8 protein-coding genes are annotated in these 13,198 nt (G+C 59.3%); 3 read left to right on the plus strand and 5 right to left on the minus strand.

All coding sequences use genetic code 11. The features are described 5' to 3' along the window. Nucleotides 1-214: 214 nt before the first annotated feature. Nucleotides 215-5,857: a DUF5801 repeats-in-toxin domain-containing protein gene (locus tag HBN79_RS18610; protein WP_169917003.1), complete on the plus strand. Its 5,643-nt coding sequence runs from the start codon at nucleotides 215-217 to the stop codon at nucleotides 5,855-5,857. 61 nt (nucleotides 5,858-5,918) lie between these two features. Here the strand turns inward: HBN79_RS18610 and HBN79_RS18615 are convergent, their stop codons facing one another. The 4 genes from HBN79_RS18615 to HBN79_RS18630 form a co-directional block, all read right to left on the minus strand. Then, nucleotides 5,919-6,602, minus strand: coding sequence for a response regulator transcription factor (locus tag HBN79_RS18615; RefSeq protein ID WP_095000436.1), 684 nt, complete (start codon nucleotides 6,600-6,602; stop codon nucleotides 5,919-5,921). A 363-nt stretch (nucleotides 6,603-6,965) separates the two neighbouring features. Continuing rightward, nucleotides 6,966-8,348 carry a TolC family outer membrane protein gene (locus HBN79_RS18620; RefSeq protein ID WP_095026496.1) on the minus strand — a complete coding sequence of 461 codons (1,383 nt, stop codon included), beginning with the start codon at nucleotides 8,346-8,348 and terminating at the stop codon, nucleotides 6,966-6,968. Between the two features lie 2 nt (nucleotides 8,349-8,350). After that, a complete protein-coding gene (locus tag HBN79_RS18625) occupies nucleotides 8,351-9,676 on the minus strand; it encodes an HlyD family type I secretion periplasmic adaptor subunit (protein ID WP_169917004.1) in 1,326 nt (441 codons plus the stop codon). Further along, nucleotides 9,645-11,423 (minus strand): type I secretion system permease/ATPase, encoded by a 1,779-nt coding sequence (locus HBN79_RS18630; protein WP_169917005.1) that lies wholly within the window; start codon nucleotides 11,421-11,423, stop codon nucleotides 9,645-9,647. The genes HBN79_RS18625 and HBN79_RS18630 overlap by 32 nt, the downstream gene beginning before the upstream one ends. A gap of 245 nt (nucleotides 11,424-11,668) precedes the next feature. On the opposite strand from HBN79_RS18630, the gene HBN79_RS18635 reads away from it, so the two are divergent. Both HBN79_RS18635 and HBN79_RS18640 read left to right on the plus strand, forming a co-directional pair. Further along, nucleotides 11,669-12,070 carry an MbcA/ParS/Xre antitoxin family protein gene (locus HBN79_RS18635; RefSeq protein ID WP_169917006.1) on the plus strand — a complete coding sequence of 134 codons (402 nt, stop codon included), beginning with the start codon at nucleotides 11,669-11,671 and terminating at the stop codon, nucleotides 12,068-12,070. Then, the gene (locus HBN79_RS18640) at nucleotides 12,070-12,747 is read left to right on the plus strand and encodes an RES family NAD+ phosphorylase (RefSeq protein ID WP_153379313.1); all 678 of its coding nucleotides are present in this window, start codon (nucleotides 12,070-12,072) and stop codon (nucleotides 12,745-12,747) included. The genes HBN79_RS18635 and HBN79_RS18640 overlap by 1 nt, the downstream gene beginning before the upstream one ends. 154 nt (nucleotides 12,748-12,901) lie before the next feature. On the opposite strand, the gene HBN79_RS18645 is transcribed toward HBN79_RS18640, so the two are convergent. Further along, nucleotides 12,902-13,126, minus strand: coding sequence for a hypothetical protein (locus HBN79_RS18645; RefSeq protein WP_095000442.1), 225 nt, complete (start codon nucleotides 13,124-13,126; stop codon nucleotides 12,902-12,904). Nucleotides 13,127-13,198: the final 72 nt, after the last annotated feature.

Consider the following 13,198-nt stretch of genomic DNA (forward strand, 5'->3'; position numbering starts at 1 on the left):
TTCTTGTGTATTTATAAGGCGCAATGCTAACCGTAGGCAGGTGAAAAAGCTCCTGCCTCAGCTCTCCTGCTTCCCCTCCCTGATAGGCCGATACTCCCAGACCGCCTGGGAGTATCGGCCGATGCGCAACCTGACGCACAAACCCATAGTTGAGATCTGTCGCAATAAATCCCCAGCGGTCAGCTCTGTGACCGGAATCAGCCAGGAGAGCGTCATGGCTATCATCTTGAACAGCAGTATCACGGTCGATGAAACGAGCGGTTTGCAGAACGCCGCCACCTCCACCGATATCGAAGATATCAACGATAACGACATCACCGTCGCGGCCATCAATGGTACCGATGATACCGGCGACCTGCCCTTCGCATTCGAGTCCCGTCTGTTCACTCTGCTGGGCGCCACACCGGTCAAGAATGCGGCGCTGAGTGGCTATACCGGCGCCGCCGGCAACAGCGGTGCCGACCTGATCACCATCACCGGCACCTACGCGGACCTGGCCTTTACCGATGCCCAGGGCAAGGCGCTGGGCGACCCGACCAACGCCAACAGCGGCTCGGACTGGAGCGGCCTGTATACCCTCGATGGCACCAGAATCTTTCTTTATACGGACACGACCAACAATATCGTGCTGGGCCGTGCCTGCACTGAAGGGGCGACACCCGCACCCGAGGACGACCTGGCAGATCCGGGCGGTACCCTTATTTTTGCTGCCTATCTGGAGGAAACCGCAACCGGGGCCAAGGTCTGGATGATGCAGCAAGAACCGCTGCTGCACCCGGACACCACCAACCCCGATGATGTGGTCGACATGACCAACCACCTCTGGGTAACCGCCAGCCAGGACCTGGCTTTTGATTTCGCCGGTTTGCCCTCTGGGCAGAACGGCTTTCTGATGTTCAAGGCAGGTGGCAGTACCACAGGCCTGATCGTTACCGGCATGGACCCGGATCAGGTACCTGCCAATCAGGCTGACACCGTCAATACCAGCCAGGGTGCCGGCCCTACCACCATCGGCACCAACAGCCAGGGGATCAAGGCTGGCGAAGGCATGATCTTCAGTTTTGTGAGCAACCCGGACGCGCGTTACACCGTGCCAGACCTGACCCATGGTGAGGCGACCAACGAAAGCAACATCCTGTTTGGCGGGCTCTTCGCGGCAAGCGGCGCAACCATTGTCATCGCCCAGGCCACCCCCCCGAAAACCTGTGCGGCCACTATCAGCGCCTTTACCACCGGCCTGGAGGTCGGATCGGCTTACTATGACGGCCTGCTTGACGGTAATGGGCATGCGGTAAACGGGGCAGACAATCTTGGCTATATCGCCAGTATCACGGTGATCGGTGCCAATGGTGTTGCCATCGCCGGTCTGACCGGGGTCACGACCAACACCACGCTCGGCAGCATCAGTGTGACCTTCAACACCAGCAATGGCGGCCTTGACCGCACCGCAACGATTGTCGGCTTCGAAGCCAACTTCTCCCTGCAATACACCGTTGATGGCACCCACAATCGCGTGGTAATTGAAAACAGCGGCACCGGCAACTCCACGTTCGATATCGGCGGTTTCCATCTGCCCAATGTGGTGGCCGTGCCTCAGGAAGTCGGCAGCCTGTTTAACTTTGAAGACGACGGCCCTGCCGCCGCGGGGCTGCCGGTAACGGCACTGGTGGATGAAGACAGTCTGATTGGCGGCATCGATGGCGGTGTCGGCGACGCGGGCCTGCTGGTTCAGGCATCGGCCTCAGGCACTGTGGCCACTGTATTCACATCCGGTACTGATGCGCCGGCAAGCTACTCCTTGTCCAACGACACTTCCGGCGTGCAAGTAGTTGACAGCGCCGCGACTGCGGTGGCGCTGGCCTCCAAGGGCGAGGCGGTTAAATATGACGTGATCGGCAACACCCTGTGGGGCTATGTCGGTGCCGCTGCTGAATACGTCGCCGCCACTGACCGCGCGGTGTTCAAGCTGGAGCTGACCAATACCTCTGACGGCAGCTATACCTTCACCCTTCTCGATCAACTCGACCACCCGGATACCGTGGGTGGCGACAACAGCGAAAACGAACTGCTGCTGCAGTTGGGTTCGGTGCTTAAGGTCACCGACAAGGACGGCGACTCGGTCACCGCTACGGCGCAGAAACTGGTAATCACCGTGGATGACGACACCCCGATCGCCACACTGAACCCGCTCACGGGGACGGTGGACGAAGACGGTGTGCTCGAAGGTGCGGCTAACGCTGGTCCCGGTGATGGTATCGCAGGCGGCACAGGTGATGTGGCCGGGGAGATCGTGCTTGCCAGCGGCAATGTCAGTACCCTGTTTGCCTCCGGTGCGGACGAGCCACTGAGCTATTCGCTGACCACCAATGGCCTGTCAGCCCTGGGGCTGAAAAGCGCCGGAGTGACCGTCACCTATGCGGTCGCCTTTGATGCCATCAGCAGCACCTGGCTGCTCACTGCATCAGCCGGAGCAGGCAATACGGTGTTCACTTTCAGTCTGCACACAAGCACTGGCGCCTATGCCTTTACCCTGGTGGATCAACTCGATCATGCCGCCGGCCTGAACGAGAACGATCTGACCATCGCCCTTGGCACCGCCATCAACGCTACCGACTTTGATGGCGACACGGTAACGGCAGCCGCCAACGGCCTTGTGATCACGGTGAACGATGATACCCCTGTCGCCACGGTCAATCAGCTCACCGGCAGCGTGGACGAGGACGGTGTGGTGGAAGGCACGGCTAACGCCGGCCCCGGCGATGGTATCGCCGGTGGTACCGGGGATGTGGCCGGGGAAACCGTATTGGCCAGCGGCAACGTCAGCACCCTGTTCCAGTCCGGCGCGGACGAAGCGCTGAGCTACTCGCTGACCACCAATGGCATGGCGGCCCTGGGTCTGCAAAGCGGCGGTGTGGCCGTCAGCTATGCGGTCGCCTTTGACGCAGGCAGCAACACCTGGCAGCTCACGGCCTCGGCCGGAGCAGGCAATACGGTGTTCACCTTCAACCTGCACGCCGCAACCGGCGCCTATGCCTTTACCCTGGTGGATCAACTCGATCATGCCGCCGGCCTGAACGAAAACGATCTGAGCATTGCCCTCGGCACTGCCGTCAATGCCACCGACTTTGATGGCGACAGTGTGACCGCAGCGGCCAATGGCCTGGTGATTACGGTGAACGACGATTCACCGATCGCTTCCATCAATCAGCTCACCGGTACGGTGGACGAAGACGGTGTGGTGGAAGGCACGGTTAACGCCGGCCCCGGCGATGGCATCGCCGGTGGTAGCGGGGATGTGGCCGGGGAAACCGTATTGGCCAGCGGCAATGTCAGTACCCTGTTCCAGTCGGGTGCAGACGAAGCCCTGAGCTATTCGCTGACCACCACCGGCATGGCAGCACTGGGCCTGATGAGCGGCGGCGTGGCCGTCACTTACGCGGTCGCCTTTGACCCAGGCAGCAGCACCTGGCTGCTCACGGCCTCGGCCGAAGCTGGCAATACGGTGTTCACCTTCAGCCTGCACGCTGCAACCGGCGCTTATGCCTTTACTCTGGTGGATCAACTCGACCATGCCGCCGGCCTGAACGAGAATGATCTGACCATCGCCCTCGGCACGACCCTCAACGCCACCGACTTTGACGGCGACAGCGTGACGGCAGCGGCCGATGGCCTGGTGATCACGGTGGATGACGACACGCCACTCGCATCGATCAATCTGCTCACCGGCACGGTGGACGAAGACGGTGTACTTGAAGGCGCGGCCGACTCTGGCCCCGGTGATGGTATCCCGGGCGGTACCGGGGACGTCGCCGGGGAAATCGTATTGGCCAGCGGCAATGTCAGCGCCCTGTTCCAGTCCGGCGCAGACGAGCCGCTGAGTTACTCCCTGACCACCAATGGCCTGTCAGCCCTGGGCCTGAAAAGCGGCGGGGTCACGGTGACCTATGCCACTGCCTATGACGCGGGCAGTAACACCTGGTTGCTGACCGCTTCTGCCGGGGCCGGCAATTCGGTGTTCACCTTCAGCGTGCAAGCGGCGACAGGGGCCTATGCCTTTATGCTGCTCGATCAACTCGACCATGCCGCCGGCCTGAACGAGAACGATCTGAACATCGCTCTGGGCACTGCAATCAATGCCACGGACTATGACGGCGACAGCATCACGGCCGCCGCCAACGGCCTGCTGATTACCGTGGATGACGACTCGCCCGTGGTCACCGCCAAGTCCAATGTGGTCTATGCCAACGCCAGCAACCCGACTCCAGGCGGCACTGGCGTATTTGCCTATGACATCGGCGCGGATGAGCGCCTGGGAACGGTCTACAGCTCTGCAAACAGCGACCTGTCCGTGAGCATGGGAGACAGCACGGTGGGCACCACCGCCATCAGCAACAAAGTGGTGACATGGGCCTCGGAGTCAGACACCAGTGCGGTGTTTAACCTCTCCTTCACCTATGTTTCCAACAACCCGACGCTGGGCGCGCTGACCAACGCAACCGGTACCATGACCTTTGACAAGGTGGCAGATACCTACACCTTGAGCCTGACGGACGATATCGACAGCTTCAGCATCCTGAAAACCTCCGCAGCACAAGGCTTCACCGGCTACAACATTGGCGGCACAACGCCAATCAACCAGCAACCGCCGGTGTCGGTGGCCAAGCTGGCCGACGACTTCTTTGTGCAGTTCAGCGGTTTCGCTGAACAGGGTTCAGGCACCGGTGCCAATAACATCATGGCCGGTGGCAACAGCGCCTTCGTCCCCGGTGAGCTGTTCTCTGCCGCCACCTCATGGGTCAGTGTTTCCGGGACCGCCGCCGGCGTGGCCGGTGACACCATCCAGCAAGGCGAGGTAATGGACCTGGACTTCTTCACCGCCAGCCCGTTCGGTGATACAGCCGCAGCGCCCACAGCCACCAGCAAAGGGATCTACGTCAAGTTCGACGGCATCGGCAGCGAGGACCTGGTACTGGTGCTCAAGCTTATCGATCCTGACGACAACAGCCAAATCACCCGGGCGATCATTGTCGACAGCGAAGACATCATCATAAAAAACGCCTCGACTTCACCCAATAACTTCCATCCGATTGCCAACCCCGCAGCCTACGGGATCACCCTGGATCAGAACGACGGTGCGGTGATTATCGAGAGCAACGACTACAACTTCGGCGGCGAGAACTACCTGATCCAGGGCCTGCAGGTGCTGGATTCCACCGAGGGTGTCAGCGGTAGCGGCTACAACCTCAATGGCAATGTGGGCGTCAGCGGGGTCAGTACCGGCAGCACATTGACCTTCAGCAACGAGTCCGGCGAGGGCAGTAAAAGCAACCCTGTAGAAGCCGGTGAAGCGGGAACCTGGGATGGCGATGTGATAAAGATCACTGACCTCGGTTTTGTCACCTCGACCACCCCGGATGCCCATCTGGCCTTCAACGTCGTGGTGACGGATGCGGATGCCGATTCAACCGCAGCCCAGACCCTGAATGTGACCATCGAAGGGGACAAAACCTTCACCGGTGGTGTGGGGGCCGACACCTTCAACTTCAGCGGCCTGGATACCGATAGCTCACTGACTGCGGCAACGACAGTGATCTCCTCCGGCTTCACTTCCGGGGTGGACACGCTGAACTTCCCGACCGCAGGCACAGGGGCGAACTATATGGAAGTGGCGGCCCCCGCGGCCAACGTGGCAGCCTTTATTACCGCCGCCGATACGGCGCTCAATGGCACCACCAACTACTACTTTGGCGTCGTTGGAGGCGACGGCTATCTGGCATACGACGGTGATGGCACGGGGATCACCGGTATTATCAAGTTGGTGGGTGTGACGGATATAGCCCCGACTGACATTGTGTAAATGTCGCAGCAGGTAAAAAGGCCTGGCTCCCACAAGGAGCCAGGCCTTTTTTGTCGGGCCTTTATTTGCTGTCAAACAACCCGTGCTTGATTGCGTACATCAGCAAGTCCGTACGGTTGATCAGGTCAAGCTTCTGGTAAATGTTGCTCAGATGGTTATGCACGGTGTGCTCGCTGATGCCCAGGCTTCCGGCGATGCTCATGTACTTGGCCGAGGGCTCACCCACGATGGCGCGAATCAGCTCTCTTTCGCGCAAGGTCAGACGCGATTGTTTCTCCAGTTCCAGATTGTGTTTCAAGGCCGTATGCCCGCTCGCAGCATAGTCACACAGGCCGCCGGTCCAGGCCCTGTTGAGCCCGGTGTCTCGATGGTGGACCTTGATGATGGCAAGGATGATCGACTCGGTCGGGTCTTCCGCCAGTACGATGCCACGAGCACCCGCTTCCATTGCCTGGGTTGCGGGTATGACCTCGTACAGCCCTTTGAGCACCAGCACTTTAATCCCGGTACTGCGGGTGAGTTGGGTGATGACCGCCAGCGGGTTCAGCGCGTCCGGAAAGAAGCTAAAAAATATGACATGGGGTCGTAACTGATCGGCAAGGTCAAGCGCATGGGTATAGGTGGTGGCCTGGCCACTCACTTCCATTTGAGGCTTCCTGGCATTGATCAAGTCGTGAAGACCTCTGAGAACAAGCGGGCGACAGTCGATCAGCATCACACGTATGGGTTTTCTGAGGGGGGGCATTACCTTCCTGACTCCCTTGAACCATCAATCACCTCTACCCGCTGCCCGTTCGAGTAGAAGCAAAAACAATCAGGAGTACTTATCAATAGCTTGCGCCTGTTGATGTTCTTCCTCGGGCTGTCTGGTAAGTCTAGGACAGACCTGCGTGCTGCCCCGCCTGCCAGAACGGCAATCGGGCAATGAGTTTTTTTATCAGACACCTCGTGTTTATTCCCGCATGCGGCCAGCAGACCACGCAAATCAAGGCCTTAGGCGTGCTGCCGGGGGGACGTGGCATGTATGACAGGCATCATGCGTGTCAAAAAAACAGACAGATGGTGTAACGCCAGGTTAACAGATAAGCACAAGGTCAATTAAATGGCGTTATCGCGGATCCGCAATGTCCGCCGCCGGACTGCCAGGATTCAGCCACAGATTCACGCTTGCGACACTTTCACCAGGTGGCTTGCCCGCCCAGCGATTGAGCGTAATGACATTGGTGACGAAGTCGTACTGGGTCTTGAGCAAATCCCGATGAGCCCGGTATTCGTTACGCACACTGGTCAGCACATCGACGGCATTCACCATCCCGTAACCGAACGCTTTTTCTGCGGCGGCTCTGGACAGCTGTGCCGAAGCCAGGGCATGGCGACTGGCGCTGATCTTCTCTGCGCTGGTATCGGCCGTCAGGTAGGCGCTGGTGATTTCCTTGACCACCCGCCGCTGTACCGACTCCAGCTGTTGCTCGGCCGCGATCTGATCCTGATACAGCCCGCGCACCCGTGCCGAGGTCGAGCCGCCGCTGTATATCGGTACCTGCAGGCCGATCCCGGCCACATAACTGTCGGTGCGCGGCACCAGGGCATTGTTATAGCCTTCGTTGGACTGCTGCGCGCTGAGGGTCAGGCTCAGAGTCGGATAGTGCCCGCCCTTGCCGCTACGCAAGGCCGCGCCAGCCACCTCTACCCCGCTTTCATTGGCCTTGAGTGCCGGGTTTTGCGCAACCCCTTCGCGCACCCAGCTTTCCAGGCTCTGCGTCGAAACCCGTAACTGCACATCGTCGCGCACGCGACTGAGCTTCTCCTTGACCGGCCGTCCGACGATCTCGGCCAGCGCCGCGCGACTGACGCTGACCTGGTTACGGGCATCCAGGACCTGCGCCGCCAGGCCGTCGACACGGGCCTTGAGGTCCAGCTGATCGGTAATCAAGGCCAGCTGTTTGGCGTACAGCGCGTTGACCCGGTCCAGGCTTTTTTGCGTGGTACGCAGCTCGGCCTGAATCAGCTCGAGTTCATCTTCGGCGGCCAATACCGTGAAGTACCGCCGGGCCAGCTCCACCGTGGCCTCGGACTGAGCCTCCAGGGCTTCGGAATCGGACTGTTTGGCCATGCTTTTGAACTTCTGGTAATTCTCCCAGGTGGACTTGTTGTACAGATACTGACGCAATACCAGACTGTAGACTTCACTGTCGAAACTCTGCTGCACCAGCTCGTTTTCCTGGTGAATCCGGTTGACCCCGGCGTTGAGCGATACCTGCGGCAACAGGGTGCCCATGGCTTCACGCTGGTACTCCTGCCCTGCTTGCGCCCGCGCACGGGAGGCCAATATTCGCGGGTCCTGCAAACGGGCCTCGCGATACAACTGCATCAGGTCAGTGGTGAATGTCGATGCGCTGACCCCTTGCGCCGCCGGCACTGCGCCTTGCGCAAGGGCAACCCCCGCGGCAAGCCCGAACAAACCACCCAGCACGCGTGCAGTCACTTGCATGATCACTCCTCAATCATCGATTGTGAGAGGGCATTGCGCGCCGGTTGCATCAGGTAGTGCAGCAGAGTGCGCTGCCCGGTGATGATCAACACGTCCGCCGGCATGCCCGGCAGCAACTTGCGTTCCCCCAGGGTGTGCTCACCGGCTTTGGTCACCTTGACCCGGGCGAGGTAATAACCGGCCCCGGTTTTTTCATTGATCAGCCGGTCTGCCGAAACACTGCTGACCTCGCCTTCGATCACCGGTGTGGTGGCGCTGTTGAACGCGCCAAAACGAATATCCGCACGCCTGCCGATGGCAACACGATCAATGTCCACCGGCGCCACCTGGGCCTCAATAACCAGCCCCGACACTGACGGTACGATGTCCAGCAACGGGGTCGCCGGGCGCACCACGCCGCCAATCGTATGCACGGTCATGCCGATCACCATGCCCGCTTCAGGGGCACGAATCACGCTATGGTCCAGGCGGTCTTCCAGGGCGCTGGCGCGCTCCTGCAGGTCGTAAATTTTGCTCTGGACCTCTGCCAGTTGCTTGACCACTTCGGCATTGAAGTCCTTGTCGATCTGCAGGATCTGCAGCCGGGTTTCATTGATCTGCAAGCGGCTGGTGGTGATTGCGGAACGGTGCTCGACCACTTCCGACCTGAGCAGTTGGCGCTTGCGTTCCTGCTCGAGCAGACGCTGTTTGTCGACAAAGCCCTGGGCCAGCAGGTCAGTCAATTCGACAATTTCACCACTGTAGGACCTGTCCAGATGCCCCTTGGCGCCGATAATCGCCTGGGTGCCATTGATCTGTTCATTCAACTGGTCAATGCGCTCTTGCAGCACGGCAATCTGCCCCAGGCGCGAGCCTCGCTGGGCGTTGAATACCCGGATTTCGCCCTGGCGCGCTTCGCCGCCCCGCTGGATGTCGGCTGTGGCCAGCGGAGCAAAAGCAATCTCGGGCAGATTGTCGCGCTCTGCCACAAGCCGGGCTTCCATGGCTTTGGCGGCAATCAGTTGCCCACGGGTCATCTGGTATTCGAAGCGCAGCGGCGTATCGTCGAGAATGATCAGCGGGTCATCCTGTTTGACGGTATCACCGTCATGTACCAGCACCTCTTTGACGATGCCGCCTTCAAGGTGCTGTACCGTTTTGCGATACGCCTGCACGGTCACCACACCCGGTGCATAGGCCGCGCCATCAAGCGGCGCGAACGCAGCCCAGGTGCCGAACACGCCGAAAGTCAGCACCACAATGACAAAACCCAGGCGTCGGATTTTTCGATCGCTAGTGGTCAGTTCGGCAAAGTTGTCAGTTGATGGAATTGGGATCATGGGGTTCATCGGAACCGTCCTTGCCGTTAGCCACCGCAGCCATGGCGGTTTCAGCCTGCATGGTCTGTTTTGGCGCCTGCTGTGCGTTGAGCTCCGTCAGCACGAGCTCACGCGGCCCGAACAGACTGAGGCCGCCGTTGCTCATCACCATGAGCCGGTCAAGCTGGGACACAATATTGGTGCGATGGGTAATCACAAACAGGGTGGCACCTGACAGCCTGATCCTGTGAAGGGCAGCTATCAGGGCTCGGTCACCGACTTCGTCGAGATTGGAATTGGGCTCATCGAGGATGATCAGCCGCGGGCTGCCGTATAGGGCGCGAGCCAGCCCTATGCGCTGGCGCTGCCCGCCGGAAAGTACCACGCCGTCACCACCAATCACGGTGTCGTAACCATCGGGCAACAACAGGATCATGTCGTGAACACCGGCCGTGGTGGCCGCAAGAATGACTTTCTCGGAATCGACCCGGGTAAAACGGGCAATGTTGTCGCTGACGCTGCCTTCGAACAGCTCGATGTCCTGGGGCAAGTAGCCGATATGGGGCCCCAGTTCATGTTTATCCCAGGCGGTGATATCCGCGCCATCCAGGCGCACCACACCTTGCAGCGGTGCCCAGATGCCCAGCAGCGCCCTGGCGAGGGTAGACTTGCCCGCCGCACTGGGGCCGATAATGCCGACCACGCAACCGGCCGGCACACTGAAACTGATGTTCTTGATGATGGCAATATTCGAGCCGGGAGCCGCAACGGTCAGGTTCTCAACCTGCACGTCGCCCTTGGGCGCCGGTAATGACATGCGCTCGGGCTGAGCCTGTTGGCTGGCCAGGATCGCGTTAAGCCGGGCGTACTGCGAGCGCGCCGCAATAAAGCCTTTCCAGCTGCCGATAATCAGATCAATGGGTGCCAGTGCCCGGCCCAGCAGCACCGACCCGGCAAACACCAGCCCTGCCCCCACCTGATGATCAACGGCCAGATAGGCCCCCAGTCCGAGAATCAGCGATTGCACCAGAATCCGGAACGACCTGGACAGGGTGCTGATCATGGCCCCTTTATCGCTGGCCCGGGATTGCAGCAACAGCACATTTTTTTGCCGGGTCCACCAACGGTCCATCAAGGTTTCAAGCATGCCCATGGATTCGATGACTTCGGCATTGCGCAGGTTTTTCGTGGTGTAGAGCGAAGCGCCAATATGCTCCTTGTTGGCCTGGGCCAGCGTCGGCCCGGTCAATCTTTCATTAACAAACGCAAGCAACAGCAACAACAGCGCACTGCCCGTCGCCACCCAGCCAAACCAGGGGTGAAACATAAACATCACGGCGATATAGATGGGTAGCCAGGGGGCATCAAAAAAGGCAAACAAGCCGTTACCGGAGAGAAACTGACGCAAGCCGGTCAAGTCATTCAGCGGTTGGGCCGAGGCGTCCATCCCGCCGCTTTCCAGGGCCCGCTTGAAACTGGCCTTGTAGACCTGGCGGCTGAGCAGCATGTCCAGGCGGTTGCTGACCCGGACCATGATCCGTGATCGGGTCCACTCAAGGCAGCCGAGGGTGATCACCAGACCGGTCATGATCAGCGTCAACATGCTGAGGGTGGTCAGGCTACCGCTGGTGATCACGCGCCCATAGACCTGCAACATATAGAACGTGGGAACCAGCATTAACGCATTGATAAAGAAGCTGAAAAAACCAACGGAGAGAAAGCTTTCCCGGCAGGCTTTCAACGCAGTGTGCAGGCTGTTTTCAGATGGGCTACGCATTGAAAATTCCAGCTTTGAAAGCCTTCATTAGTAAAGCGTAGATCATGCCCGGGCGGTGTGCTTAGCGTGGAGCGGCACGAAAACTTCACTGACAGACAAAGACTGACAGACCAACGCACAGGCAATCCCCCACGGGGCAAAAACTCACTGCCGGGCCACTGGGGCAAACATTCAGTTACGAACGGTCGTCTTGAATTTATTCATATCCGGAGTAGGCTGGATTTATACCTGTATCGGAGGCAGTCATGCATCTAGTCGCCCAAAATCCTGAGCCCGACATCACCAGCGGCGATGCAGGTCGTGTTGCCCTGACCTTTTTCTTCAGCCTGATGGAGCACTGGGGTTGCACCAAGGATCAACAGTGCACCCTGCTCGGCGCCATAGGTAATACCACCTACTTCAAATACAAAAAACTGCCGAACGTGCGCTTGCCCCACGACACTCTGGAACGCATTTCGTACTTGATGGGCGTACACAAAGCTCTGCGCATCCTGTTCAGCAACAAGCCTGAGCGGGCCTACGAATGGGTACACAAACCCAACTCAGCAGCGCCCTTTAATGGCCAGAGCGCCCTGGGCTACATGCTCGCCGGTCAGGTGGTCGATCTGGCAGACGTGCGTCGTTATCTGGATGGAGTACGCGGCTGATGCCAGATGCAGTGCTGCCTGAATGGACCAAGGCTTACCGCATCATCAATAGCGCCTTCCCGCCCATCTCGGTATTTGAAGACACCCTGGATCCAGCAGATCTTGAAATCGCCTTCGCCCTCGAAAGCCTGACCAATGACCGCCTGCGTGACCAGGCAGGCGTGCTGCAACGGGTAACGCCAGAAGACCGTCTGTGCGGCGAAGGCTCGACGCCGATAATGGCCGCCTTTACCCATATTGGCCGGGCCAGTCGTTTTACCGATGGCACTTATGGTGTGTACTACTGTGCCAACAGCCTCGAGGCCGCCATTGCTGAGACCTGCTTTCATCAGGAACAATTCTGGCGGGCCACCCGGGAAGCCAGTATTGAAATCACCCTGCGCACCTATATCAATCGCGTGGTAAAGCCGATGATCGATATACGTGGCGTTGCCCGACTGCACGATCCTTCACCTGCCCGATATGGCCTGCCCCAGGCCTTCGCCCAGCCATTGCGGGCAGATGGCGCCTGGGGCCTGCTGTACAACAGCGTGCGCCTGACCGGCCACGAATGCGTGGCTGCGTTTCGCCCTCCAGCACTTTCACTACCGGTTCAGGGCCAGCATTTGAGATATGTATGGGATGACAAGGCGCAGGCGATTACCTGGGTCCTGCAGCTCAGCGAAGTGCCAAGATAAGGCCAGGGATTCCGGCGAACGGGTCACCTGATCGATTTCTTCAGCCCAGCCTTTGAAGTCCCTGGACTTCAGCCTGTGAACCGCAGGGAAAACCGTGCTTTGCACAAGCCCATGCTCGGCGTGACCAGCGCGTGGCAGGTTTTGCCAGCAACCTTCAGAGGGTGTATTGCTTGAACAGTTCCTCTTTGATGATCAACAGCGCATCTTCGTAGTAGCGCTCGCCGCGAGCCTCACTGAGCAATACCGAGCGCACACTGCCCTCGCCTTCGGCAGGCGTGTGTTCGCAGGTCAGGTAGAACTCGGCGGTTTCAGGTTTGAATTCCAGGTAGTAGAACAACTCGCGACCTTCGCGGTGCCAGTAGCCGATTTCTCTGCGCATAGGGGTTCCTTGGTTAGCCAGATGAAAAGCCCCTCACCCTAACGCGCTGCGGCAGGGAAAAGGGACTTGATT

This window comes from Pseudomonas sp. WS 5051 (assembly GCF_012985715.1).
GTDB lineage: Bacteria > Pseudomonadota > Gammaproteobacteria > Pseudomonadales > Pseudomonadaceae > Aquipseudomonas > Aquipseudomonas bubulae.